22 protein-coding genes, 3 tRNA genes and 1 rRNA gene are annotated in these 25,128 nt (G+C 39.7%); 16 read left to right on the plus strand and 10 right to left on the minus strand.

Features of this window, described 5'->3' with window-relative positions:
- Positions 1-204: 204 nt before the first annotated feature.
- Positions 205-319: ribosomal RNA gene (rrf, locus tag H5118_RS04115) — 5S ribosomal RNA — on the plus strand.
- A gap of 574 nt (positions 320-893) precedes the next feature.
- Here rrf and H5118_RS04120 read toward each other — a convergent pair.
- From H5118_RS04120 to uvrD, 3 genes are all read right to left on the minus strand, one after another.
- On the minus strand, positions 894-1,742 hold the full coding sequence (locus H5118_RS04120; protein ID WP_182747904.1) for a chemotaxis protein: 849 nt from the start codon (positions 1,740-1,742) through the stop codon (positions 894-896).
- A gap of 103 nt (positions 1,743-1,845) precedes the next feature.
- The gene (locus tag H5118_RS04125; RefSeq protein ID WP_182747905.1) at positions 1,846-3,915 is read right to left on the minus strand and encodes a GNAT family N-acetyltransferase; all 2,070 of its coding nucleotides are present in this window, start codon (positions 3,913-3,915) and stop codon (positions 1,846-1,848) included.
- Positions 3,893-6,058: a DNA helicase II gene (uvrD, locus tag H5118_RS04130; protein ID WP_182747906.1), complete on the minus strand. Its 2,166-nt coding sequence runs from the start codon at positions 6,056-6,058 to the stop codon at positions 3,893-3,895. The genes H5118_RS04125 and uvrD overlap by 23 nt, the downstream gene beginning before the upstream one ends.
- A 303-nt stretch (positions 6,059-6,361) precedes the next feature.
- Here uvrD and H5118_RS04135 point away from each other — a divergent pair, with 303 nt between their 5' ends.
- The 3 genes from H5118_RS04135 (at position 6,362) to H5118_RS04145 (ending at position 7,775) form a co-directional block, all read left to right on the plus strand.
- Entirely contained in the window at positions 6,362-6,586 is a 225-nt protein-coding gene (locus H5118_RS04135; protein ID WP_182747907.1) for a hypothetical protein, read from the plus strand.
- A 116-nt stretch (positions 6,587-6,702) separates the two neighbouring features.
- Positions 6,703-7,071: a YacL family protein gene (locus H5118_RS04140; protein WP_002963010.1), complete on the plus strand. Its 369-nt coding sequence runs from the start codon at positions 6,703-6,705 to the stop codon at positions 7,069-7,071.
- 80 nt (positions 7,072-7,151) lie between these two features.
- Complete coding sequence (locus tag H5118_RS04145; RefSeq protein ID WP_002963012.1) at positions 7,152-7,775, plus strand: dUTP diphosphatase; 624 nt, start codon at positions 7,152-7,154, stop codon at positions 7,773-7,775.
- A gap of 15 nt (positions 7,776-7,790) precedes the next feature.
- Here the strand turns inward: H5118_RS04145 and yrfG are convergent, their stop codons facing one another.
- Positions 7,791-8,438, minus strand: a complete 648-nt coding sequence (gene yrfG / locus H5118_RS04150) for a GMP/IMP nucleotidase (RefSeq protein ID WP_165724387.1) — start codon at positions 8,436-8,438, stop codon at positions 7,791-7,793.
- A 61-nt stretch (positions 8,439-8,499) separates the two neighbouring features.
- On the opposite strand from yrfG, the gene nudE reads away from it, so the two are divergent.
- The 7 genes from nudE to H5118_RS04185 all read left to right on the plus strand — a co-directional run bounded on the left by nudE (position 8,500) and on the right by H5118_RS04185 (position 12,775).
- On the plus strand, positions 8,500-9,072 hold the full coding sequence (nudE, locus tag H5118_RS04155; RefSeq protein WP_165744910.1) for an ADP compounds hydrolase NudE: 573 nt from the start codon (positions 8,500-8,502) through the stop codon (positions 9,070-9,072).
- Entirely contained in the window at positions 9,065-9,868 is an 804-nt protein-coding gene (gene cysQ, locus H5118_RS04160; RefSeq protein ID WP_002963016.1) for a 3'(2'),5'-bisphosphate nucleotidase CysQ, read from the plus strand. The genes nudE and cysQ overlap by 8 nt, the downstream gene beginning before the upstream one ends.
- Positions 9,869-10,004: 136 nt before the next feature.
- Positions 10,005-10,081 (plus strand) — tRNA-Met (locus H5118_RS04165).
- An 80-nt stretch (positions 10,082-10,161) separates the two neighbouring features.
- Positions 10,162-10,238 (plus strand) — tRNA-Met (locus tag H5118_RS04170).
- A gap of 62 nt (positions 10,239-10,300) precedes the next feature.
- Positions 10,301-10,377: transfer RNA gene (locus H5118_RS04175), tRNA-Met, on the plus strand.
- A 237-nt stretch (positions 10,378-10,614) separates the two neighbouring features.
- Entirely contained in the window at positions 10,615-11,229 is a 615-nt protein-coding gene (locus tag H5118_RS04180) for a trimeric intracellular cation channel family protein (RefSeq protein ID WP_002957915.1), read from the plus strand.
- A gap of 34 nt (positions 11,230-11,263) precedes the next feature.
- Positions 11,264-12,775: a YifB family Mg chelatase-like AAA ATPase gene (locus H5118_RS04185; protein ID WP_182712002.1), complete on the plus strand. Its 1,512-nt coding sequence runs from the start codon at positions 11,264-11,266 to the stop codon at positions 12,773-12,775.
- Here the strand turns inward: H5118_RS04185 and H5118_RS04190 are convergent.
- Complete coding sequence (locus tag H5118_RS04190; RefSeq protein ID WP_002957913.1) at positions 12,772-13,476, minus strand: response regulator transcription factor; 705 nt, start codon at positions 13,474-13,476, stop codon at positions 12,772-12,774. The two genes, H5118_RS04185 and H5118_RS04190, sit on opposite strands and share 4 nt — an antisense overlap.
- Positions 13,477-13,692: 216 nt before the next feature.
- Positions 13,693-16,197: a S9 family peptidase gene (locus H5118_RS04195; RefSeq protein ID WP_182747908.1), complete on the minus strand. Its 2,505-nt coding sequence runs from the start codon at positions 16,195-16,197 to the stop codon at positions 13,693-13,695.
- An 84-nt stretch (positions 16,198-16,281) separates the two neighbouring features.
- On the opposite strand from H5118_RS04195, the gene H5118_RS04200 reads away from it, so the two are divergent.
- The gene (locus tag H5118_RS04200) at positions 16,282-17,358 is read left to right on the plus strand and encodes a hemolysin family protein (protein WP_182747909.1); all 1,077 of its coding nucleotides are present in this window, start codon (positions 16,282-16,284) and stop codon (positions 17,356-17,358) included.
- Between the two features lie 32 nt (positions 17,359-17,390).
- Here the strand turns inward: H5118_RS04200 and H5118_RS04205 are convergent, their stop codons facing one another.
- Complete coding sequence (locus H5118_RS04205; protein WP_182747911.1) at positions 17,391-18,602, minus strand: EAL domain-containing protein; 1,212 nt, start codon at positions 18,600-18,602, stop codon at positions 17,391-17,393.
- Between the two features lie 166 nt (positions 18,603-18,768).
- On the opposite strand from H5118_RS04205, the gene H5118_RS04210 reads away from it, so the two are divergent.
- On the plus strand, positions 18,769-19,785 hold the full coding sequence (locus H5118_RS04210; protein ID WP_182747913.1) for a metalloprotease: 1,017 nt from the start codon (positions 18,769-18,771) through the stop codon (positions 19,783-19,785).
- 55 nt (positions 19,786-19,840) lie between these two features.
- Here the strand turns inward: H5118_RS04210 and H5118_RS04215 are convergent, their stop codons facing one another.
- Positions 19,841-21,151, minus strand: coding sequence for a short-chain fatty acid transporter (locus H5118_RS04215; RefSeq protein WP_182747914.1), 1,311 nt, complete (start codon positions 21,149-21,151; stop codon positions 19,841-19,843).
- Between the two features lie 169 nt (positions 21,152-21,320).
- On the opposite strand from H5118_RS04215, the gene H5118_RS04220 reads away from it, so the two are divergent.
- Both H5118_RS04220 and H5118_RS04225 read left to right on the plus strand, forming a co-directional pair.
- Positions 21,321-22,388 (plus strand): potassium channel family protein, encoded by a 1,068-nt coding sequence (locus H5118_RS04220; RefSeq protein WP_002957906.1) that lies wholly within the window; start codon positions 21,321-21,323, stop codon positions 22,386-22,388.
- Positions 22,388-22,585: a PLDc N-terminal domain-containing protein gene (locus tag H5118_RS04225; RefSeq protein ID WP_002957905.1), complete on the plus strand. Its 198-nt coding sequence runs from the start codon at positions 22,388-22,390 to the stop codon at positions 22,583-22,585. Before H5118_RS04220 ends, H5118_RS04225 begins: the two co-directional genes overlap by 1 nt.
- Positions 22,586-22,621: 36 nt before the next feature.
- Here H5118_RS04225 and H5118_RS04230 read toward each other — a convergent pair whose 3' ends face one another.
- On the minus strand, positions 22,622-23,656 hold the full coding sequence (locus H5118_RS04230; protein ID WP_182747916.1) for a cytosolic protein: 1,035 nt from the start codon (positions 23,654-23,656) through the stop codon (positions 22,622-22,624).
- A gap of 69 nt (positions 23,657-23,725) precedes the next feature.
- Positions 23,726-24,184 (minus strand): EVE domain-containing protein, encoded by a 459-nt coding sequence (locus tag H5118_RS04235; RefSeq protein WP_024597276.1) that lies wholly within the window; start codon positions 24,182-24,184, stop codon positions 23,726-23,728.
- Between the two features lie 77 nt (positions 24,185-24,261).
- Here H5118_RS04235 and tesB point away from each other — a divergent pair, with 77 nt between their 5' ends.
- Positions 24,262-25,119, plus strand: coding sequence for an acyl-CoA thioesterase II (gene tesB / locus H5118_RS04240; RefSeq protein ID WP_024597275.1), 858 nt, complete (start codon positions 24,262-24,264; stop codon positions 25,117-25,119).
- Positions 25,120-25,128 lie beyond the last annotated feature (9 nt).

Consider the following 25,128-nt stretch of genomic DNA (forward strand, 5'->3'; position numbering starts at 1 on the left):
TGGAAGTGGTGTGAGCCATTAAGCTAACTTGTACTAATTACCCGTGAGGCTTAACCATACAACGCCAAACGCGTTTTATGCGACAGTTTGACAGAAGTTAATATGACTAAAGTAGAAATTACTTAAAGAAAAACTTAAAAAATATTATCAGATATTTTCCAAATTCAGTTAGTGCGTAGAAATACGGATTAACGCCCAAATTTGCTTGGTGACAATAGCGTTTTGGACCCACCTGACTCCATGCCGAACTCAGTAGTGAAACGAAACAGCGCCGATGATAGTGTAGCATTTGCTATGTGAAAGTAGGACATTACCAGGCTTCAAATTGTAGAGACCCGTTACAGCAATGTGACGGGTTTTTTGCTTTCTGGGATTTAGTAAATAGCCAAGAGCCCATCCCGAACTCAGTAGTGAAACCAAACAGCTCGAAGGCGAGCCCCGGCCAACGATAGTGTAGCATTTGCTATGTGACTTTCTACCGCTGTGGGCACTACGACACCACCAAGCTTCAAATTGTAGACAGCCCGACTAGAAATAGTCGGGCTTTTTTACGTCTGCAGAAAAGTAAAATGTGCGCAATTAACACACACTCACAGCAACACCTATCACGTAGGTCGGGCGAGCACAGCGACTCCCGACACAAAGAGAGTGTAGCATTTCACTGTGGCTCTCCACCGCTGTGGGCACTACGACATTCTACTGCATAGCGCACAGACCTCAAATTGTAGAGAGCCTGACTAGAAATAGTCGGGCTTTTTTACATCTGCAGAAAAGTGAAATATGGGGAGTAACGGACATTACATACTCGATTCTTCTATTCATCTAAATGTACAAGTTGAGCGGAATAGCTCATTATTCCAGTACTAAAGTTTATAGCCAAATCTAAAGGCTATTTAAAATAATCCGTAAGCTTGGGTTTCTTCACTTTCGGGTTCTTCTATTTGGGTTGGTTTAAATATTACGCTTGGATCAATTAATACACTATGCTTTTGGGGGAGCTTGATTAATCCTAGCATCATATTTTTAGTTTGTGGGTCTAGATCAAAACCAACCTCAGTGAGCTTATCCAGTGGCTTTATGTCTTCTTTTTTATAGTCGATATTATCTTCAACCTTATCTACTAATAAACCAACATGTGGATTTAGTCCGTCTTTGGTGGTGAAAACAATAATAGGTTTATAGTCTAAGGTTATTTGCTCTTTAGCGGATTCAAATAAACGCTCAAGCTGAATTAGACTATTACGCTTAATTTTGTCGAGCAGAGCTGATACTTGTTTATGATCACTTCGATTATGGGCTGCTATAGCTGCTTTTGCTGTCTCTAGTAATGATTGGAAGGGTTCGTCAAGTCGAGACATTGTTAATTTTAAGTCTTCATTGTCGGTGTTGAATTCTTTGTAAAACAAAACAAAATCTTGTAGTTCTGCGTCATTATTTGAAATAGAAGCCGAGCTATTTAATAAGTTACTTTGAAAGGTATTAAACCAGTTTAATAGTTTGTCTTGCCATATTCTTAGTTGTTTTAGTACATGCGCATTACTTTGTTCAGTTGAGATATTATTTAAAATAATACCTAAATCAAAAACAGGTGTTGGTATATCCATATAATCTTTAACACCAATAAAGCTTTTATTATTGTTTGGTAAAGTTGTTAGATTATTGTCAAAGCGCTCAGTTAATAAAATATCGAGTATTTTTAGCGAAATTGTTTTGCAGCCCACTTTAAAGTTTATTAATTCCATGCCTTTATCTTAATTTACCTATTAATGCTTTAAGGATAGAACAAATTAAATAAATAGCTTAAAGATGGATAAAATTTAACAGAGATAGGGCAACTAGAAATTATTAGATGGTGCTAGTGAGGTTTTTTATGGCACGTTTAAATTGATTCTCAAGCTGCTTTTTTCCTAATAAACCTAAGTGTTGAATCACTTTTTCATTACTTTCATTTTGAAGTACTAACTTTATTAACAGTTGTTTATCAGACTCTGTTAATTGAGATATACAAGAAGGTGACTGGCTCAGTAACTGCCAAAGAGTTGCAGAGATACTAAATTGAGTGAAGTTACTTTTAGTGAGCAGCGCTAGTCGCTCGTGAGTCTCTAGGCTTATTAACTCGTCGCTAAATCCTTCAATTAGGATATTCACGAGTTGCCAATCTAGTGTTTTAAAGTGTGTTAAAAGCCCATAAAAAAAATCGTTTTTAAACTGCTTTTTCAAAGGTTGAATAATTGTACTTTTGTCACTTAAGCATTTAACCACAAGCGCCGAATTTTCAGCGGTGCTTTTATCGCGTTGATAACCTAATTTTACAGTATCAAACCCTAGATTTTGCCAAAAATTAAGTAACTGCGCTGTTGCCCCAAAGCTTGCACCAAGCCAACTACATTGGCTTTTTACCTGCGATTCGCAAAAACTAAGTAGCTTTTTACCAAGTCCTATATTGTGGGAACTCGGATCAATCGCTATTCGTACAACGCGAGCGCTCAGTTGCGTTAAACAGTCATTATTAAAGCTAAGTTGTGAGAGTGCTTGCGCCATTAAATGCCCTTGCGGACGGCGCTCTCCACTTATAATCTGTAGGGCAAGTTCTTCACTCAAACCACCTTCTATGGCGATTAAGCATACGCCAACTAATTGATTATTAATTTTGCTAATAAATAGTCTTTGCGATGGTGCGTCTAGTAGTTGGCGTAAGTCGTTGACACTACTTTGATAGTGAGCCAGTGCAAGTAGGGCAATAACTTGCTGCAGTAAAGGCTCATTGTTTACAAGGGATTGCTGAGTTATTTCGCTATGTACTGGCTGCTCTAATTCATTACTACTTAACTCTATATATTGTGCATCGAGTGCTAGTAGTGTGCGAATGTGTTGCTCAAGAGGATCGTGTTTAGCAAAGCGCAGTGGCTCATCAAGTGTTACAACTTTAGAGGCTTTATAGTGTGCTTTAATATAGTTACTAAAGCGAATGGTATAACCCCTACCATTGCCTTCATACCCAACCAGAGTGCTTGCAAAGACTATACGAGGGTAATGAGCTAGCATTTTTAGCAATAACGGAACAGGGATTGCGGCAGCTTCATCCACTAGTAATAAATCGCACTCAGGTAGCGTATTTAATAACGCGTCAGGTGCAACGTAATGTAAGTTAGCGAGCTGTTTATCATCAGCGTTATATTGTATACCTAACTCTTTGGCTAAATGTTTAAAGCTGCTATGGGTCGCTTTAAACTGGGTACTGCAAATAATGACTTTTTTATCAGTTAATTTTGCTGTTGCTAATCCGAGTGCAGCCGACTTACCTCTGCCTCTATCGGCATTAATGAGTAAAGGTCTGTTGGCACGGCCATTAGCTACTTTTACTATTTGTTCAACGCAGTTTTGCTGTGGTTGATAATCAATTTTATTATGCATTACATAGCTAGCGTTATTACTAATACAGCCATTTTTTTCACTAAAATTAAAAGCGGGTAATTGCTTAATAATATTCGCGAAACGTTGATTAAATAAACTGTATTCAATGGTGTGACCGTGTGATTGCACTGTACTTAATGCGGGATCTTGCCAAGAGGCTAAATTATCTAGTTCAGGCAGTAATAAAAACAGTATACCGCCTGCTTTAACGGTGCCGGCAAGTGCTGCAAGTTTATCAGGGTGCAAACCACTAAAACCATCGTAAACAGCATGAGCAAATTCTTGCCCTAAAATTTGGTGTGTGCGAGTAGGCCAGTACGAATTTTTAATCGCGCACTGCTTTGATACAACAAGTGTATTGTTTTCATCTATTAATGAGTTAAGTATTTCATAACACCAAGCTGGGCTGCCCGTGATCAACACTAGCTGACGATGATACGCGCCAGCTAATTGTTGCTCTAACTCATTTAGGTGTGCTTTATACCGCTTGTAATCGTGCATAGGCCGTTACTAACCATTTGCTACCAAGGTCGTCAAAGTTAACTTGTACGCGAGATTGTGCGCCACTACCTTCATAATTCAGTACAGTACCAATACCAAACTTAGCATGCAGTACGCGTTGTCCTAAGTTAAAGCCACTGTCTTCAAATGCGGCATGGCTAACTGATGCGCTAAAACGCCCAGCGGCAGGCGGGCGAGAAACCTGTGTTTTAATACGGATTTCTTCTACGCAGTCTTCAGGGATTTCGCGTAAAAAGCGAGATGGGCTATGGTATTTTTCTTGCCCGTATAAACGGCGACTCTCAGCATGGCTAATGTATAACTTATCCATTGCTCGTGTCATGCCTACATAACAAAGGCGGCGCTCTTCTTCTAAGCGACCCGACTCTTCGTTGCTTTGCTGAGAAGGGAACATGCCTTCTTCTACGCCTACCATAAACACTAGCGGAAACTCTAAGCCTTTAGCTGAGTGAAGCGTCATCATTTGTACGGCGTCTTCGTGCTCTTCTGCTTGTCCTTCACCTGACTCAAGTGACGTATGGGCTAAAAAGCCTTGTAAAGGTGAGCTGTACTCTTCGTCTTCAGGCAGCTCATACTGATCACATGCGCTAATTAGCTCTTCTAAGTTTTCTACGCGAGCACGGCCTTTTTCACCTTTTTCGGCTTGGTACATTGCCATTAAGCCTGAGGTTTGAATTGTGTACTTGGCTTGCTCATGCAAAGTTAGGTCGCTAATTTTATCTTCTATTTGTTCAACGAGTTCTACAAACTTACTTACTGCACCAGAAGCACGACCAGATAAATGCTGTTGTTCTACAATTGCTTTTGCGGCATACCAAAGCGGTAACGATTCTGCTCGTGCACAATCGCGTATATGGCTCAATGTTTTATCGCCAATACCGCGTGTTGGCGTATTAATTACACGCTCAAACGCGGCATCGTCTTGACGATTACCTACTAGGCGTAAGTACGACAACGCATCTTTAATTTCTTGTCGTTCGAAGAATCGCATACCCCCATAAATACGGTATTTTAAGCCTTCTTGCAGCATGGCCTCCTCGAGTACACGAGATTGCGCGTTACTACGGTATAAAATTGCGGCATCTTGTAGGGCATTACCTGCATTTAACCAGCTTCGTAGTTTGCTACTTACAAAGCGTGCTTCGTCTAACTCATTAAATGCCGCATAAATAGAAATTGGCTCGCCATCGTTACCGTCGGTCCATAAGCTTTTACCCATACGCTCTGAGTTATTTTGAATTAATGCATTAGACGCTTTCAAAATAGTTGCTGTTGAACGGTAGTTTTGTTCAAGACGAATGGTTTCTGCGCTAAAGTCAGTTAAAAATCGTTTAATATTTTCGATTTTAGCACCGCGCCAACCGTAAATACTTTGGTCATCGTCGCCTACAATCATGATACTGCTTGTATCGCCTGCAAGTAACTTTAACCAAGCATATTGAATGGTATTTGTATCTTGGAACTCGTCTACGAGCATATGTGCAAAGCGTTGCTGATAATGACGCAGTAACGTTGGGTTATTTTTTAACACTTCGTAGCTGCGTAGTAATATTTCGGCAAAATCTACTAGGCCTGCTCTATCACAGGCCTCTTGGTAGGCGGCGTAAACACGCAGCATCATTTGCTCGTTAATATCGTATGCTTGAATATCTTTAGGGCGAAGTGCTTCATCTTTTTTAGCGCTGATGTACCAGCCAAATTGTTTGGCGGGCCATTTTTTATCATCGATATTCATCGATTTTAATAAGCGCTTGATCATCCGAAGTTGATCGTCAGAGTCTAAAATTTGAAAGGCTTCTGGTAAGTTAGCTTCACGGTGATGAGCACGTAAAATACGATGCGACAAACCATGGAACGTACCAATCCACATACCACCTACAGGGGCTTTTAGTGTTTCTTCAACGCGGCTGCGCATTTCTTTAGCCGCTTTATTAGTAAAGGTTACGGCAAAAATACTGTAAGCAGATGCTTGCTCAACTTGCATAAGCCACGCAATACGATGAACTAACACTCGTGTTTTACCAGACCCAGCACCTGCTAATACCAGCATGTTTTGTAGTGGGGCTGCAACGGCATCGCGTTGTTTGTCATTTAAGCCATCGAGTAATTGTGAAACGTCCATCGTTACGCCTTTTTAATCAATATTGTGGGCAGTATAACAGGTGTTTTTGCTAGGCTAAATAAAATACTGTTTTTATAAACAGCTATTTATAAAATAGCCTTAAAAACGAGTAACTTGATAATTTTTTGAACAAACAAAAAAGCGTAAACGCACAATAAAAATTGCTAATTTGACCTAAAGTTAGCAAAATTTACTAACTCTCTAAATCTAGACTAATTTAACTATTTGATTTGTAAGCTTTAATAAATTGGCATAGAGTGTGTAAGTAAATAATTATAAAATCAAATAAATACAGAGGTTAGTATGGCAGATCAAGGTTCTGGCGGTAACGTAATCGCAGCATTATGTAATATATTTTTTCCTGGTTTAGGGCAGTTAGTGCAAGGGCGTATTTTAGCGGCTATATTTTTTGCACTCGCTATTATAATAAGTTACGCACTAATTTATGTGCTTGTAGGTTTTGTACTAGTGCCTATTATGTACTTATGGTCGATTATTGACGCAGCGCGTTATAGATCGCGAAGTTAACTGCTTTAAAGTTGAATAAAATAGCGCCCTTGTGGCGCTATTTTACTTTATATGTCCTGTGGTTTGCGGGCGTTTACGTATATAATTACGCAATTAAAGATTTACAGGCAAATCCTATGGAATATCAATTTATTCGCGACCCTATTAGTGGGCTACGTATTAAAATAAGTAGTGAACACGCTATTATTGGTCGCTGGCTAAACGAAGAAATAGGCAAAGACAAAGTAGCTATGGTTCAAGCGCTTATTGCATCGGTGAGTTCAAGCTATGAGCCGCTAACGCTAAAAGGCCAAGAAATAGATTTAATATTAACCAAAGACGAAGCACTATTTGAAGCCCATGCGCTTCATCAAGACAGTGAAGACCTAATAGCGTATCAAGATGACGATTTAGCGCTTGAAGAAAATGGTTTAAGTAGTGGTTGTGGCTTTGAAGATTTCATTGATTTAATTGATTCATGGGCTGAATTTAGCGGCTCAAAGTAAACTACATATTAAGATAGTGCTGATGCGTTAAGCTTCCTTTATCTGTACTATTACACTAATCAAAAACGACAGGAATGAATATGTCTGCCAATTTAAACAAGCTAGTAGTTATGCTAGAAATGCAAAACGCCATGAACACTAAAGTACATGAGCAATGGTTTACTCAAGGATTCGAATGGTACCGCGCTATTTGGGTTGAGTGCGCTGAAATGCTGGATCATCATGGTTGGAAATGGTGGAAAAAACAAACACCAGATACTGAACAAGTTATTTTAGAGTTGGTTGATATTTTTCATTTTGGTCTATCGCTTAGAATTGACGGCAAAACTAGCTACGAAGACTTAGCAAAGCAACTTGAAGCTGAGCTTAGTAATGCTCAACAAGCGGATGACTTTAAACAAACGCTAGAAATATTAGCGGCTTCCGCCGTTGCAGATAAAACGTTTAATGCCGCTGCCTTTGCCGGCTGTATGGCGCAAATGGGTATGGATATTGATGATTTATATCGCGGCTACGTAGGTAAAAATACGTTAAACTTTTTCCGCCAAGATCACGGCTACAAAGATGGTAGCTATATTAAAGAATGGAACGGGCAAGAAGATAACGAGCATTTAGTTGAAGTAGTTAAAAGCCTTGATACAGAACATGCAGATTTTGCAAAGTTAGTATACCAAGGCCTTGAAGCGCGTTACCCAAAAATCTAGCCCACGTAAACTGAGTTAAATAATCTTACGATAGTCGGTAACACTCAGGTAATCGGCTATTTCGTTATGTGGTTGTTGGCTATCAGGGTTAGCAACTGCCAGTAAGTGCTCGATGCCGTATTCTCGTGCGGCATTTAATACCGGCACACTGTCATCTACAAACAAAGTGCGCTGCTTATTAAACCCTAAGTCTTTTTGTACTTGGTGCCACAAACTTTGCTGCTCTTTACTTACTCCATATTCATGAGTAGACACTACACCATCTAGGTAGTTATCAATCGCTGTATGCTCAAATTTCAGCATGACACTCTCAGGGTGGGCGTTGGTAAGTAAAATTAACTCTTTGCCTGCTTTTTTAAGCTCGGTTAAAAAATGAGGTACGTCTTCGCGCATTTTAATTAAATGCTGAGACTCTCGTTTAAGCTCCATTATAGGCAAGTTTAATTGCTGCTCCCAATAATCTAAACAATACCACTGTATTTGGCCGCTCACAGCTTGATAGCGTTTTAAAATATCTGCTTTAGCTGCATCTAGGCTAATGCCTCTAGCTAATGCGTGTTGCGCAGGGATAACGTTAAGCCAAAAATGACTGTCGTAATGTAAATCGAGTAATGTTCCATCCATGTCGAGCAAAACGGTATCGATTTTTGACCAATTTAACATAGGAATTTCAACTTATAAGGTTTATTATTGAACTAACTGCCATGATAGCAAATTAACGCCAATGACACAGAAAAAGCACCCAACACCACCACAAATCCTCAGTAACAATGTTGTTGCTAAAAGTCGCCTGTTTACTGTGGAGTCTTTAGAGTTAAAGTTTTCTAATAACGAAGAGCGCCAGTATGAGCGAATTCGCGGCGGTGGCCGGGGAGCAGTGATGATTGTTCCGTTAAGTGCAGATAATGAGTTACTACTTGTACGTGAATACTGTGCGGGCACAAACAATTACCAGTTAGGTTTTCCTAAAGGCTTAATCGATCCGGGCGAAACCCCAGAGCAAGCTGCTAACAGAGAACTTAAAGAAGAAATTGGCTTTGGCGCTGAGTATTTTAAACCATTAAGAACAGTAACAATGGCGCCGAGTTACTTTAATGCCACAATGCATATTTTATTTGCTAAGCAATTATACCCAAAAACCCTTATTGGTGACGAACCAGAGCCGCTAGTTGTTGTTAAGTGGCCATTAACTCAGTGGCAGTCATTATTAGACCAAGAAGATTTTACCGAAGCACGCAGTGTTGCAGCTTTGCTATTATTAGATAAGTATTTAGCGTCTGGAGCTGCCGATGAATAAATTAATCGAACCGTGCATTGAATTAGCTGAGCGTGCTGGCGATGCAATTATGGCCATTTATAAAAAAGGCGATATTGGCCAACAAGAGAAATCAGATAATACGCCTGTTACCAAAGCTGATTTAGCAGCAAATGACGTACTGGTTGCTGGATTAAAAGCACTTGCACCCGATATCCCAATTATGTCGGAAGAAACACCTATACCTGCACTCGCCGATAGACAGGACTGGCAGCGTTATTGGTTGCTCGATCCGATGGATGGTACAGGCGAATTTATTTTAGAAAGTGGCGACTTTGCAGTAAACATTGCATTGATTGAAAATAATCATCCTGTGCTTGGTGTTATTCATTGGCCTGCAAAAGGTGTGACTTATTTTGCTACAGCTAAAAATGGTGCCTTTAAACGTGAAAACTCAATTGATAAGCAAATATCTGTAGCGCCGCCAGAGAGCTTGACGCTTGCAGTGAGCCGCCGCCAAAAAATAGAAGCGGTGAGTCAGTATTTAAATAGTCAGTTTACAACGATTGCTATTGGTTCGTGTTCTTTAAAAGCCTGTACTGTTGCAGAGGGCAAAGCAGATTGTTTTTTAAGAATTGGTCCAACGGGAGAGTGGGATACAGGTGCTTCACAAGTTATTGTTGAAGAAGCCGGTGGTTGTATTACCGATGCAGAATTTAACCCGCTAACGTACAACCAACGCGAGAGTACTGAGAACCCTGACTTTATAGTAATGGGACATCCCGACTGGGAATGGCAAAAAATGATTAATCCACATCAAAGATTGAGCGCAGAGTAGTAATTTGATTGCTTTTTGTTCGGTTGAACAACTTTAATTAGTTTAGGTCTTGCATTAAATGTTTATTCCTATATAGTAGCGCTCTCTTCAAGGCAGGCACGTAAATATTACGAAAATGCTTTAAAGAAATTACAGGCGCGGGATGGAGCAGTCTGGTAGCTCGTCGGGCTCATAACCCGAAGGTCGTCGGTTCAAATCCGGCTCCCGCAACCAATTTCCTTAGGGATTGAGGTTACTGTAAACTCTAACTTAAGAGATAAAATAAAGTAGTCGATAGACTTAAAATATACAGGCGCGGGATGGAGCAGTCTGGTAGCTCGTCGGGCTCATAACCCGAAGGTCGTCGGTTCAAATCCGGCTCCCGCAACCAATTCTTTAATTGGAAGCCAAGTTGTAATGTAAGCAACTTTAAACAAGTCTACAAATTTCAGGCGCGGGATGGAGCAGTCTGGTAGCTCGTCGGGCTCATAACCCGAAGGTCGTCGGTTCAAATCCGGCTCCCGCAACCACTGAAATAAATAAGAATGAAACGACACGCTTAAAGCGTGTTTTTTTATGTCTAAAATTTGATGAGAGTGGTGAGATCATCTTCACTGCATGAGGCATTCACTTCTCATAAGCGCAAGCTCCCGCCCCCCTGAGATACACTTTAAAATGTTATAAACTTCTTAAAATAAATCGTTATTACTTAAAACCTTGTTTGGTTTGTGTTAAAACGACACAAATATTTTTAGGTTGTTACAAATATGACTGAACTTTACCACTGGTTTGATTTAATAGGCATTGCGGTGTTTGCTGTATCGGGCACTTTGCTAGCGTATGAGAAAAAAATGGATGGCTTTGGGGTCGTAGTTTTAGCGACAGTAACTGCTATTGGTGGTGGTACAGTGCGAGATCTAATTTTAGATGTTCCAGTGTTTTGGTTACACGATCAAAGTTACTTTTTTGCCATACTCGCTTCAGTATTTGTTACAACACGCCTTATAAATAAACAAAAGCCGATACCTCATTATATTTTACAAACAGCGGACGCGTTTGGGTTAGCTTTTTTTGCAGTAATGGGGGCGCAAAAAGCACAGCTTGTTGGTATGCCCGATATGACTGCGGTAATTATGGCTGTAATTACAGGCTGCTTTGGTGGATTAATTCGAGATGTGCTTGCACGCGAGATCCCTATGCTATTAAAGGGTGAGCTTTACGCTATTACCTGTATAGCGGGTGGTACTGTTTATACGCTTGGCATTAGTTTTTCGTTAGCAACCGAAATGGCGATGGTATTAGGAATGTTAATGACCTTATTACTTCGTTTAGCCGCTATAAAATGGCAAATCACATTACACGTTTTTAAATATCCTGACTAAACTGGTGTAATCACACCATTTACTAGGATAAGGAATGTCGTTAGCTCGTATATTTTCTCGTGCTCAAGTGGGCATAAATGCCCCTGAAGTTATTGTAGAGGTTCACCTAGGAAATGGTTTACCCGCTTTTCATATTGTAGGCCTGCCCGAAGCGTCTGTTAAAGAGTCGAAAGACAGGGTACGTAGCGCACTCGAAAACTCTCAATTTGGTTTTCCCGATCAACGAATAACCGTAAATTTAGCCCCAGCCGACTTACCAAAAGATGGTGGGCGGTTTGATCTGGCTATTGCGGTGGGTATTTTAGTCGCCTCTGGGCAAATAGTGTGTCCTGATATTCATAAGTACGAGTTTTATGGTGAGCTTGCTCTTAATGGTGAAGTGCGTGGTGTAAACGCTATTTTACCTTCGGTACTTGCTGCTAAAGAAGAAGATCGCTGCTGCTTTTTACCTCTTGCAAACGACAGCCTAGCAAGCCTAGTTAATGGCGTTAAACGCAAAGCCGTAAGCTCTATTCAAGAAGTATGGGGCGACCTACTTAATCAACAACCCTTGCCATTAAATATAGAGTACCCCGATTGCACGCAAGCCCCTGACTTTTTGCTCGATTTAAGCGATGTTAAAGGTCAGCCCGGTGCAAAGCGAGTACTCGAAATTGCTGCAGCTGGCGGGCATAATTTACTATTTTTAGGCCCTCCAGGTACTGGTAAATCAATGCTGGCCCAGCGAATGGCTACAATTATGCCTACTATGTCGGACGATGAAGCTATTTCAACAGCTGCGCTTTACTCTATTATTGGACAATCCATAGATTTAACTAATTGGCGACAGCGGCCATTTCGTAATCCGCATCATACGTGCTCAGCTGTTGCTTTGGTGGGGGGCTCTTCAAATCCCAAGCCTGGTGAAATTTCGCTGGCACACAACGGTGTGCTCTTCTTAGATGAGTTACCGGAATTCGAGCGTAAGGTGCTTGATTCACTGCGTGAACCAATGGAGACCGGCACAGTAACTATTTCACGTGCAGCTAGGCAAATGGAGTTCCCAGCGCAGTTTCAGCTTATTACAGCATTAAACCCAAGCCCAACGGGAAGCCATACTGATAAGCGGGCAACTCCCGATCAAGTTATGCGTTATTTATCGCGAGTATCAGGGCCTTTTATTGACCGTATTGATTTGCAAATAGAACTACCTCGTTTAACGAGTGTTGAGCTACAAAGTACCAAACCAGAGGAAACCAGTGCTGAGGTTAGAGCAAGAGTTGAGGCTGCTTATTATGTGCAGCTAAAACGCCAAGGTAAGGTTAATGCGAGACTTAATAATAAAGAAATGAGTGTGCACTGTGAACTTGCGCCTGCAGAGTTGCAATTTTTAGCTAGAGCAAGCGAGAAGTTGTCTTTATCGCCACGCTCTTACCATAGAGTAATTAAGGTGGCGCGGACTATTAGTGATTTAAAAGGCGCTGAAAACATTAGTTTAAATGAGCTTAAAGAAGCACTTAATTACCGCGCATTTGAGCGCCTTATTGCGCAATTAACTAAGTATTAAATAGAAAGCATATAGCCTTTACCGCGTACGGTAACGATGCGTTTTTGATCTTTTTCGTCATTTAATTTTTTACGTAAACGACCAATAAGCACATCAACAGTACGATCGTTTGGGCTCCAATCGGGCTGGCCTATTTCTTCTGATATTTTTTCACGGGATGTGGCTTTACCTGCATTACTAATTAAGCAAATAAGCACTTTATGTTCGGCTTCAGTTAAGCGTGACTCAACGCCCGCAGCAGTAATTAATGTGCGGTTATCAGGATGAAGCTTAAAGTCAGCATATTCTATAAACTCTTCGCTTTCGTCGTCTTCTAGGTTAACTGCAACACGCTTATAGAGCGCGCGCATGCGAAGTTCTAACTCAAGTAAATCGACGGGCTTACAAATATAGTCATCAGCACCTTGTGCAAGACCTGCAATACGATCGGCTTGGGAGTCACGACTCGATAATACAATAACGCCAATATCGGTCAGTGTGTTTAATTCTTTTGCGAGCTGAAGCCCGTCGCGCTTTGGTAAGACAATGTCAATTATGGCTAATGATATAGCACCGCGCAGGTTTACCCGCTGCCTTACAATGTTAAGTGCATCAGCGCCAGTGGGGTCTACCTCTATTGTAAATTCGGTATCTGCAAAGTGATTTTGGATGCGTTTAACGAGTAGTTCATCGTCTTCAACCAATAAAACATTAATAGCCATAGTACTTTATTTTGAATGCTTATAGCTCTGTATGGTAGCACCATTAGGTAAATGCTGAGAAGGGGGTTTATTAGTTTTAAGTAACTTAATATTTCAAAGGTGTATAAGACGTTATTAGAGGATGAGGTTAGCACCTTTAGACTAATTAAAAGGTGCTAAATAATTAATTCTACTATTAATAAATCTGTATTAAGTCGTTATTTTAAAGGTTCAGGCTCAGTCATTTTTATACATCGAGTCCCACCATTGAGGCTCGTTTTTTAGCTTTTTATCAAAGTATGCGAGCATAGTGTTCCACCAATCAAATCGTTTATCGCGTGCAAAAATTTGATGGTCGGCGCCTTTGTATTCGATTAACTCTACGTCCTTATTAAGCAGTTTAAGTGCAGTGTACATTGTTAAGCTTTCGCCAACAGGTACATTGGTATCGCTATCACCATGAAGAAGTAGCATAGGTGTTGTTACTTTGTCGGCATGAAATACAGGGCTATGTTGGCTGTAAAGCTCAGGGTTATTCCACGGGAAGCTATTTTTTGATGCTTCGCCAGAATATAAGTAGCCCCACCAACCTTCACCCCAATACGAGGTAATATTAGAAATACCCGCATGAGCTATTGAAGCACTAAATATATCGGTTTTAGTTGCCAATAACATGGTCATGAAGCCACCGTACGATGCCCCTAAGTTACCTACTTTTTTACTATCAACATAGTTGTATTTATTTAAAAAGGCTTGTGTGCCTTCGATAATATCATCTGCGGTGTAGTCGCCCCAGGCATTAACATGCTGCGCTGAAAACTTTTGTCCAAACCCTGTTGCGCCAGTAGGTTGCACTACATAAACAACGTAGCCATTTTCTGCCCATAAGTTAAACGGGTAACGACCTGTAAAACCACGCGTAACTGGTGAAGTACCGCCGTAGTAATACACGAGCGCTGGGTGCTTTTTAGTTTTATCTAAATTGCTTGGAATGTAAACACGGCCAGTTATTTCAACCCCATGTTTATTTTTAAAATTAAACTCTTCTAATGTAGGGAGTCGTATATTTGCATAGCTACTTGGTTTTGAATCCCATATTAAATCTGTTTTATTTTTACTGACGTTAAGGCGCTTTAGCTGTTGTGGCGCTAAAGCGTTAGTGCCACTTAATAAAATTTCGGTATTACGGTCGTGTGAGTAACTAAATTGTTCAACAATATCCAATCCTGTATTTAACTTTTTAAAGCGCTGTTTACTTAAATCAAATAGGTAAAGTGGTTGAGTGTCTTGCTCTGTTACTTTAATAAGCGCATCGCCGTTTTCTAAAACGTGCAGTTGGCCAATAGCGGGGTCGAACTGTTTACTGAGTGCTTTTACGTTTTTACCGCCTTCAGTAAGTAGGTAAAGTTGCCCGTCGTAGTTATTAGCGAGCATAGCTTTTGGTAATGCTCTGCCTGCGCCATTTTTAAAGTCAGGGCCTGCAACTACATAAATATCTTTATTTGTATATTTGGCTAAATTAAACGTTTTGAATTTACCAAGCGATGAAAGCTTGTTTGATTTTAAATCGAGTTCAACAAGCTCTGTTTCAGGGTGAGTTGATGCTTGCATCGCCATTACTGGGCGGCTCATTAATACTTTGCCACGGTTACTATTTGAATCTTCAAGGCTGTAAGAAAGAGGACCTTGGCTAAGTGCTTTTGTTAAACCACTTTTAGTATCAAGCATGTAAATTTGGCTGGTGGTACGTGCATACGACCAACGATCTTGTAGACCTTTATAGTGCTTGGTTAAGCTGTTAGTGCTCTCAGGTGATTTAGACCAGCTAAACAAAAGACTGGTGTCGTTATAAAAGGTAAAGCCATTGGCTCCTTCTAAATCGTTTGCTAATGTTTTTATTGAGAAGTTTTTACGGCTAAGTTGTTTAAGTTCACCATTTAACAAATACACTAAATATTGGTTATCTGGACTCCAAATAATGTTACTTGGTTGGCCTGCTTCGAAGCGATAAAGCGTTTGATTATCTGAATCTTTAAGTACAGTAACTGTATTTGCTTGGTTTTGTGTTTTATCGCTATAAGTGCGAGTAGTAGTAACGTACTGCTTAGCATTAGGTGCGAGTGATAATTGGCTGATCGTAGGGGCATCAAACAATTGTTTTGCAGATAAGCGTTTTGTTTGTGAGGCGCTAAGCGTAATTTTATCAACGTCGCTTTTAGGTGCAAAATCAAGCGTTACATCGTGCCAGTTAGCTACTTGTTGGGCTACTATTAAAATAGAGTGAGTACTGTTATTTAAAGCTAACTTATAGCTATTTTTATCGCCTGTTTGTAGTTCGCCATTAATAAATAACTGACCTTGCTCAATCCCTTTTAAGGTAAGCGTACCTTGTGTAAAGCGGGTTGTTTCAATATTAAATTTTAGTGCCTGTAACCCACCTAAAGTGAGCGCATTGATTTTATTAAACGGCTGCCAGTTTTGTTTTTTCCCAAATACAGAAAAACTATCTGAGTCTGCTTGCAGCTGCGGCAATAGGTTATTAATAATGGCATTGCCATGAGGTGTTTGAAAAGGCTTTAACTGCATGTCTTCGGCAAGTGGGCCGATAAACTGAATTTTTGATTTATCCAATGGTGCAGCTATTGCAGCTATTGCAGCAAAGCTTAAGCTGCTAAGTGTCAAAAGAGTCGCTGCGTACTTAAATAGCTTATTTTGATGACACCATGGTGCGCTAAATTTCATTATTATGCCTATTATTATTGGAAGTTTGGCCAAATATAGCATGTATTGATACCATGCTCACATATCCAATATAGAGGAGAGAAAGTGACTTTACTGATAGTTTATATGGTAGTGGCGATTGTTATTTCGTTTTTATGTTCTGTGATGGAGGCTGTGTTATTAAGTATTTCGCCCAGCTATGTTGCATCACTTAGGAAAGATCATCCTGAGCTTGCTAAACAGCTCGAAAAACTTAAAAACAATATAGATCAGCCTTTAGCTGCTATTTTAACTTTAAATACGGTTGCCCATACTGCGGGTGCTGCTGGGGTAGGCGCACAGGCAGCTGTCGTGTTTTCCGATGCGGCTGTAGGTATTGCATCAGCCATTATGACATTCCTCGTATTAATTCTTTCTGAAATTATTCCTAAAACCTTGGGGGCTAATTACTGGCGAGCTCTAACGCCAAGTGTTACTTACGCTTTGCGGTTTTTAGTTATATCACTAAAGCCTTTTGTATGGTTTTCACAAAAGCTAACAAATTTAATGGGTCCAAAGCACGATGAGGCTTACTATATTCGTCAAGAGATAGAGGCAATGGCAGATATAGGCACGGAGTCGGGAGCATTACATCAAGATGAATCTGATATTATCCGTAATTTGTTGCATTTTAAGCATGCAAAATTATGCGACTTAATGACGCCTCGAACTGTAATTTTTAAAATCCACAAAGACTTAACAGTAAATCAGTATTTAAACGATCACGGCTCGTCGTCATTTTCTCGTATATTGGTATTTGATAAAGACAGCGACGATATTGTTGGGTTTGTGCATAAAAACGATATTATGCTGGCATTTCACCGTTTAGGTACCGATTACAAAATTAGCAAATTGATTAAGCCTATATATACGGTGCCGAGTTCTCAAAATGTATCGTCGTTACTGCAAACTCTTTTAACAAAGCGCACGCATATATGCCTAGTTGTAGATGAGTACGGTGACGTGCAAGGTATTGTAACGCTAGAGGATATGATTGAAGCTTTAATGGGGTTAGAGATTGTAGATGAGCGTGACCAATCTACTAATATGCGCGCAGTAGCAAGGCAGCGTTGGCACAAACGTTTAGCAAGCAGTGCGCATATAGTCAGTGAAGAAGATAAACACACTCGGGGTGATAATTAGTTAACCAGCCCCGATTAAATATTAATACCGCTTTAAGCGGGGCTGCCATCAGTTTTTAGCCAATCTTTAGCCCAAGATATAAATTCGTCTTGTGGTTTAGGGCGGCTAAATAAAAAACCTTGTATGGCTAGTTTTCTTCTATAATGCCTTAAATAAACGAGCTCTTCTGGTCGTTCAACACCTTCTGCTACTAAGTCTAAATTATCTTTACTCGTAATATTAAATAACGAACTTACGACCACTTGAGAAAATAAATCTGTTTCTATATGGCTAATAAGTGAACGGTCTATTTTAATTTCAGTAAAAGGAAGATTTCGAAGCTGATTCATATTAGTAAAACCAACACCAAAATCGTCTAGCGATATACCAAAGCCATGCATTCTTAATCTGTTTACTGTTTCTAATTGCATGAGGCTTGAGAGTGCATGTTGTTCTGTTATTTCTATAATTATATTACTAGGTGTGAGTTGGTTTAGTTCTAAAATAAGTAGTAATTTATTAGGGCAGTTTAGGTCATCGAGCTGGGTTGGCGATAAGTTAAAGGCCATTTTAAAATCATGACCTAGTTGTGCTGTCATATTTTTGAATTCGCTGGTGGCCTTTTCAAAAAGAGAAAATGTAATTTGATTAATTAAGTTGTGTTGTTCGGCAGTATTTATAAAACGGCAAGGTAAAATAATATTGTCGTCTTTACTTGATAAAATACGCGCTAACACTTCAACGCTTTCAATTTTATTGTTATCCGCGTTTATTTTTGGTTGGTAAAAAGGCGTTATTTCATCGTTTTTTAATGCATCAATAAGCTCATCTTTTGAAATGGCTGGCTCTTTTAATAAAGTGTGGCTGTTTAATTGCGCCACTTTAGTAAGTAACCTACTAACCTGAGACAGTTGCACTGGCTTTGAAATATTACCAATGAGGTGCGCGTTATGTTGTTTCGCGAGATTGGCAGCTAAGCTAATAACTTTATGGTCCATTTCAGAAACAATTATTATACCGCCTTGATAATGTAGCTCTCCTAAGTGGCGGATTAATTCCATGCCGTCCATTTCGGGCATATTGAGATCAGTAAAAATAGCATCAAAGTAGTTGATATCTTCTTTAACTTTTTCAAGCGCTTCTTTTGCATTCAGGTACGTAGTTATAGTGTTAGACATACCCAATTCGTTAAGTATAGCTTCCATAACGATCAAAATTGCTTTTGAATCGTCAACAACTAAAATATTAGGCACTATCTTCTTCACTGTTATCCCTTTCAATGTATCGCTTGGAGTTACTATAAAAGTAGTAGTGTTTTTTTATTTTGTCAGTATCAAATGCTTTTATTTTGAAAATAGTTACCTAGCACCTTCCCTCGTGTTTTTGAGCTGATTAGGTATACTAGCGCCATTATTTTAAACGGTCTTAATTATGATAAGAATAGATCTTACTTTAGCCGAGCAACCATTTTCGCTTATGGTGTCTGGGCAAAAAATTGTGCAGGTATTTCATGCGCAACAAGCCATTACCTTTGATAACCCTCGTGAAAACTACTATCAGTTTACTTACGATACCAAAAAAATAGGTATCGATACGGGGGCAGTCGAAGAGCAAAGCATTTCGCTCTTTGTAGATGATCAATTTGCAACACAACTTGCGTTGCCAGCACCTACAAATGGGTCACCTAAAAAAGGCTTTTTAGGGCTAGCTGCGTTAGGTTTTAAGCTTTTTAAAAGCGCTAAGGTAATTAAAGTAGTGCTTGCAGGGGCTTCTGTTGCAGGCTATGCGTGGTTATTTAGTATTGAATTTGCACTAATGTTAATTGGTTGCTTAGTGGTACACGAATACGGCCATGTGCGAGCAATGAAATACTTTGGCATAAAAACCAAAGGTATTTACTTAATCCCGTTTGTTGGTGGGCTTGCTGTAAGTGACGATAAAATAACGACTCGTTGGCAAGATGTAGTTATATCATTAATGGGGCCTGCATTTGGTTTAATTACCTCGGTACTGGGTGTCGTTTTATATTACGCCACCGAGATGGAAATATTTGCAGGTGTGGCAGTGCTTAGTGCGTTATTAAATTTATTTAACTTGCTACCAATTTTGCCGCTTGATGGCGGGCATGTACTAAAAAGTATTAGCTTTTCAATGCGTTCATGGATTGGCCTAAGTGTATGTTTACTCGGTGTACTGTTTGGTTTATGGCTGAGCTACACATTTGGCTTAATGTTACTGGTATTCTTTTTGTTTGTAGGTGCGCTGGAAATTGTATTTGAATGGCGAGGCCGACATTACTCCCATTTAATGCCACTAGATAAATATGGCCAAGGCTTTTCAGCGGTTATGTATGCAATTGTAGTAGCTGGGCATGTAGCTGTAATGATGCACTTTGCCGATTCAGAAAATCCAATATTGAGCCTGCCGATGACTATTTTATCGAGCTAGTATTTATCGTTCTAGGTAAAAGCGGGCTGTAATATTGGTTACAGCCCGTTAAAAATTAATAAAAGCTCAATACCAGCGATATAAAAACCCCAGTTACAAATAGCTGCACAACACAAAACCCCATAATATCTTTTGCTCTTAAGCCTGCGATAGCAAGGACTGGTAATGCCCAAAAAGGTTGAATTAGGTTAGTCCACGCATCACCCCACGCAACAGCCATTGCAACGCGAGATATATCGGCATCTAGCTCTTGTGCTGCAGGTATTACAATAGGTGCTTGTACAGCCCATTGGCCACCGCCAGAGGGTACAAACATATTAACGAGTCCTGCACTTAAAAAACTCAAAAATGGCAAGCTATCAGCATCTGCAACGGCAATAAAGCCACGTGATATCTGTTGTGCTAATCCGCTATCAACCATTACCGCCATGATGCCGGCATAAAAAGGAAATTGAATAACAATGCCAGCCCCGCTTGGAATTGCTTGTTGCAGACTGTTAAGTAAATTATGGGGTGTTTGATGCAGCGTAATAGCTAAAAACAAAAATACGGCAATAACGCTATTAAGGTTTAAGTTTCCGCCAGTAATAAAGAAGTAATAGCCTAAATATGCCAAACCTAATAAGCCAATTGTCATACCGAGTAGTTTACTTTGTTCCAAATGTTGGGCAGGTCTGGTTATTGTTGTGGGCTTAGGTGTTGTCTCTTGTAAAAGAGCTGGGTCGATATATACGCTTTCTTGCTCGCTTGGCAGCATATAGCGATTAACGAGCGGCATAATAATGAATAAACCAACTAATATGGCTATATTAAAGCCCGCAAATAAAGTGTGCTCTGTACTCATAATACCAATGCTGGCCTCTGAAAAGTGACCATCGGTTGCGATAGTTAAAGGAATCGAACCCGCTAATCCGCCATGCCATACAACAAAACCTGAGTAAGCGCTGGCTACTAATAATCGATAATCAACACGAGTATGTTTAGCAATTGCTTTGGCAAAAAGGGCACCAATAACTAAGCCAAATCCCCAATTTATCCAGCTCGCTAAAAGCGAAATAAGCGTTACCAATATAATTGCTTTAGGTGCTGTATTTGCGAGTGTTGCTAGTTTTTCTAATAACTTACTTATAGGTGGCGTACTTGCCAACATATAGCCTGTAATTAACACTAGTAGCATTTGCATCGCAAAACTTAATAAGTTCCAAAACCCACCTCCCCACGCTTGTAATACTTCAATGTTAGTTGCGGTTGTAAATAAGCTCGCACTGACAAGGGTAATTATTGTAAGTAAAATTACAAATATAAAAGGGTCGGGAAGATAGCGCTCTACAATTTTAGTAAAAGGGCGGGCTATTTTATTAAGCATAAGCACAACTGTTTTGGTTATTATTTTAACGCTAATTAATCATGAAAAATCACCATTGGCAAACAGCATTTAGTCTAATATTTGCGGTTAAAAGCTTAAACATTGCTTAAAAGCATCGCTTACAGTAACGTACTGTTTATAGATAATTTACTAACGAAGACTTTGTATTATGCCGGTGATATTTAAAAGGCTAGCGTTACTTGTTCGTGCTCATATAGATCAGTTGAGTTGGCAAGCAGTGGCATTAGCTATTTTGACTCATATGCTATTAACATGGAGCTTACTATTTATAGCGAATGAGAAAGCGTTAACCTCGCTTACTACCTTTTTTTACTATTACACAGTAACAACATCAACAGTGGGATATGGTGACTTTAGTCCAACTACTGATCTTGGTCGTTGGGTGGTTGCATTAATACAAATTCCATTTGGTTTAGCTTTATTTGGTGTTTTGCTAGGAAAAGCAGGACAAACTGTTACTTACTTAATTAGGCGCGCTATGACTGGTGATAAAAACTTTGCCCACAGTAACCACCATATTATTATTTTTGGTTGGCACGACACTCGTACAAAAAAGATGATTGATTACATTTTGGCAGATACGAAACGTACTGACCGTCGTATTTTACTCGCGGTAACAGAGCAAATGGATCATCCTTTTTTAGCTAACGAAAGCGTTGATTTTGCACGTTTAACGAGCTTTACTAATTTAGCTGAGCTAGAGCGGGTAGCTATTCGTAGTGCTGATAAGGTGATTATTGATGGTCAAGATGACGATCAGACATTTACAACAGCCCTGCGCATAAGTCGCTTAGTAAAAGATGATTGTCATATAAGTGCTCACTTTTTGGATGAAACCAAAGTTGAGATGATGTTAGAGCATTGCCAAAATGTAGAGTGTAGTAGTGCAAAATCAGCTGAGATACTCGTACGCTCAATGCAAGATCCAGGTTCGAGCCGTGTGCAAGAGGAGCTGCTATCTACTTTGCACGGCGATACACAATTTAGTTTGAAAATACCAGGCGGCTGCAAAGATATGGAATTTGGTACTTTGTTTCATCATTTTAAGCTTGAGCATGATGCAATACTGTTGGGTGTTGCTCATAATTTAAGTGCACAAAATATGGATTTAAATCCACCATTAGATTACAAAGTAAGTGAAGGCGATATTCTGCACTATATATCGGTAGATCGAGTATTAAGTAGTGAAGTAGACTGGTCGAGCCTAGAAAAATAATGAATGAAGTTGTATTTTTAATTGTTGTTTTAAGTGCTTATATATTACCTGTCGTTATTGTACTCAACAGTAAGCGTACACAGGGTCATGAAAAGAATGGCTGGCTAATGGGAATAATTATATTTTCTTGGTTAGGGTTAATGATGTACTTTGCCATTGTGCCCAAGTATGGGCACAAAAAGAAAAAGGCCAAATAGAGTAGTTGGCCTTTACAGCTGCTTTTACTGGCGTAACTACTCTTCTAGTTGCTTAATTTTATGCTCAATTAAAGGATCGTCAGGTACAAGTTGTTGAGCAACTTCTAATAACTGAATGGCATCATTAGGATGCTCATCTTGATGTTTAAGGGCAACATCTATTAATGGCTGAATATCAATTTTTGCCTGATGTTCCTGTACGTGAACTTCTTTTTCATCAATCAAAATATTATGAGCTTTGCTTAATAGTGTTTGACGGTGAGCTGAGTTTACATTCGCTTTATTAAGGCTTTTGTAATAATCCTCTTTAAAACGTAAGGTTTTAGTTTGCATACGAAATTGCGCAATATCAATTTGCTGATGCTGGATAAAATCGACGGCTACTTGCTTATAAAATCCAAACTTATTCAAATATGTGGCATGTGTGCCATGTCCCATACCAAATACTCGTAAGTGAGTTAACTGCTTATAGCGCTTAGCGTGCATTCGGTCTATACGATTAGTAGGATCGTAAATAATATAGCCTTGGGCATCTCCTAAATCTAGATCGTGATAATCTTGCTGCCAATCAAACTGCTGAGCTATATCGGTACTAGAGCGGTCATCCCACGGTACTAATTCTTTATTTTTAGTACTTACCGGATGGAAGAACAACACCTGATTTAGCTTTAATAGTTTAGCAAAAGCGCCAACAGCAAATCCGCCACGACTTAAACCATAGCCAAGTCGACAGTCAAATGGCGTGATTAATGTTGATAATTGCTCGAGAAAAAATATTAAATTACGATTACGAAACCAATTACTTTTACCTAAATGCTGAAAAGCGATTACGTTTACGTTTTGTTTTTGAGCTAAGTGATAACCCCATGGTGCAAAATCAGGGTGAAGATCTTGCTCTTGCACGTTAGTGCCAGCAGGGGAAAAGGTAAAAAGCAGGGGTTTATTAACGTCAACAAAATCATACTTAACAAATACATCGCCGAGTAAATCACTACCCGTCATGGGTAATCGAGTTTGTTGCTCATTGTGCGGGAGAGTTAACCATTCATCTAACCAATACAGTAATTTCATTAATCCTCCAGCTATAAGTCAATATAGATCATATCAAACTCAATGAAATTAGGTCAAACCGATAGGGTATTACTGCGCCATTTTGATTATTTCATCCCAGTCATTTTTAGTAACAGGCATTATTGATAGACGTCCGCCCTTTTTAAGTGCGATTTCAGTAATATTGTCATTGGCTTTAATATCTTTAAGGCTAATTAATTTTTTTAAATGGCTTTGATAAGTAACTTCAACAACCACCCAACGTGGTTTATCGCTGGTGGCTTTTGCATCGTAATAGTCGCTGCTTAAATCAAATTGAGTGGGGTCTGGGTAGGCTTCTTTGGTAACCTCGGCAATGCCGGCTACGCCCACGTGTTTGCAGCTTGAATGATAAATCATGACTGAATCACCGACTTTGACGTCGTCACGCATAAAATTTCGTGCTTGGTAATTACGCACACCTTCCCAAAGAGTCGTTTGTTTTGGTGCGTTTTTTAAGTCATCTAATGAAAACGCATCGGGTTCAGTTTTAAATAGCCAGTAAGCCATAACAGTATTCCTAACAAATATTTACTTCCCACTATTGTATAGTATCATTTGGACACTAGGGTAATGAGGAAGAAATAATGAGCCAAGTATTAGATGATTTATTGTCGTTGTTAACACTTGAAGAAATTGAGCAAGGTTTATATCGAGGACAAAGCCAAGATTTAGGCTTTGGTGCTGTATTTGGTGGTCAAGTAATGGGGCAGGCGCTTTCTGCTGCCAAAGAAACTCTACCTGAAGGGCGAATAGTTCATTCATTACATTCTTACTTTTTACGCCCAGGCGATCCGGCTAAACCCATTGTTTATGACGTTGAAACTATTCGTGATGGAAAGAGCTTTAGTACGCGCCGAGTCAAAGCAATTCAGTACGGTAAACCTATTTTTTATATGACCGCGTCATTCCAAGGTGAAGAGAGTGGGTTATCGCATCAAGCGACAATGCCTGATGTTCCCGCACCTGAAGAATTACGTTCATCGCTTGAGTTTTACCAAGATAACGCTTCGCATATCCCAGAGGTTATCCGTAATAAGTTTACCCGTGAAATGCCAATTGAAATGCGACCGGTTACTTTTCATAACCCGTTTAAACCAGAAGTTATGGAGCCGGTAAAGCATATTTGGTTTAAAGCTAATGGTGAAATGCCGGACGATCAGCGTATCCATAATTACTTATTAGCGTATGCGTCTGATTTTGAGTTTTTACCAACTGCATTGCAACCTCATGGTGTATCGTTTATGCAGCCAAATATGCAAGTAGCTACTATTGATCATGCAATGTGGTTTCATCGTCCATTTAGAATGGATGATTGGATTTTGTATTCAATTGATAGTCCAAGTGCGAGTAATGGGTGTGGTTTGGTACGGGGGCAGTTTTTTGATCGCCAAGGCAACTTGGTTGCCTCAACAATGCAAGAAGGGGTTATGCGTCAACGCTAACCCCTTCTG

It is taken from the genome of Pseudoalteromonas sp. SR41-1 (assembly GCF_014164015.1).
Lineage (GTDB): Bacteria > Pseudomonadota > Gammaproteobacteria > Enterobacterales > Alteromonadaceae > Pseudoalteromonas > Pseudoalteromonas distincta.

Excerpts from the sequence above, each read along its gene's own strand:
- H5118_RS04120 (WP_182747904.1), bottom strand. The coding sequence starts at position 1,742 with ATGGAATTAATAAACTTTAAAGTGGGCTGCAAAACAATTTCGCTAAAA.
- H5118_RS04125 (WP_182747905.1), bottom strand. The coding sequence starts at position 3,915 with ATGCACGATTACAAGCGGTATAAAGCACACCTAAATGAGTTAGAGCAA.
- uvrD (WP_182747906.1), bottom strand. The coding sequence starts at position 6,058 with ATGGACGTTTCACAATTACTCGATGGCTTAAATGACAAACAACGCGAT.
- H5118_RS04135 (WP_182747907.1), top strand. The coding sequence starts at position 6,362 with ATGGCAGATCAAGGTTCTGGCGGTAACGTAATCGCAGCATTATGTAAT.
- H5118_RS04140 (WP_002963010.1), top strand. The coding sequence starts at position 6,703 with ATGGAATATCAATTTATTCGCGACCCTATTAGTGGGCTACGTATTAAA.
- H5118_RS04145 (WP_002963012.1), top strand. The coding sequence starts at position 7,152 with ATGTCTGCCAATTTAAACAAGCTAGTAGTTATGCTAGAAATGCAAAAC.
- yrfG (WP_165724387.1), bottom strand. The coding sequence starts at position 8,438 with ATGTTAAATTGGTCAAAAATCGATACCGTTTTGCTCGACATGGATGGA.
- nudE (WP_165744910.1), top strand. The coding sequence starts at position 8,500 with ATGACACAGAAAAAGCACCCAACACCACCACAAATCCTCAGTAACAAT.
- cysQ (WP_002963016.1), top strand. The coding sequence starts at position 9,065 with ATGAATAAATTAATCGAACCGTGCATTGAATTAGCTGAGCGTGCTGGC.
- H5118_RS04180 (WP_002957915.1), top strand. The coding sequence starts at position 10,615 with ATGACTGAACTTTACCACTGGTTTGATTTAATAGGCATTGCGGTGTTT.
- H5118_RS04185 (WP_182712002.1), top strand. The coding sequence starts at position 11,264 with ATGTCGTTAGCTCGTATATTTTCTCGTGCTCAAGTGGGCATAAATGCC.
- H5118_RS04190 (WP_002957913.1), bottom strand. The coding sequence starts at position 13,476 with ATGGCTATTAATGTTTTATTGGTTGAAGACGATGAACTACTCGTTAAA.
- H5118_RS04195 (WP_182747908.1), bottom strand. The coding sequence starts at position 16,197 with ATGAAATTTAGCGCACCATGGTGTCATCAAAATAAGCTATTTAAGTAC.
- H5118_RS04210 (WP_182747913.1), top strand. The coding sequence starts at position 18,769 with ATGATAAGAATAGATCTTACTTTAGCCGAGCAACCATTTTCGCTTATG.
- H5118_RS04215 (WP_182747914.1), bottom strand. The coding sequence starts at position 21,151 with ATGCTTAATAAAATAGCCCGCCCTTTTACTAAAATTGTAGAGCGCTAT.
- H5118_RS04220 (WP_002957906.1), top strand. The coding sequence starts at position 21,321 with ATGCCGGTGATATTTAAAAGGCTAGCGTTACTTGTTCGTGCTCATATA.
- H5118_RS04225 (WP_002957905.1), top strand. The coding sequence starts at position 22,388 with ATGAATGAAGTTGTATTTTTAATTGTTGTTTTAAGTGCTTATATATTA.
- H5118_RS04230 (WP_182747916.1), bottom strand. The coding sequence starts at position 23,656 with ATGAAATTACTGTATTGGTTAGATGAATGGTTAACTCTCCCGCACAAT.
- H5118_RS04235 (WP_024597276.1), bottom strand. The coding sequence starts at position 24,184 with ATGGCTTACTGGCTATTTAAAACTGAACCCGATGCGTTTTCATTAGAT.
- tesB (WP_024597275.1), top strand. The coding sequence starts at position 24,262 with ATGAGCCAAGTATTAGATGATTTATTGTCGTTGTTAACACTTGAAGAA.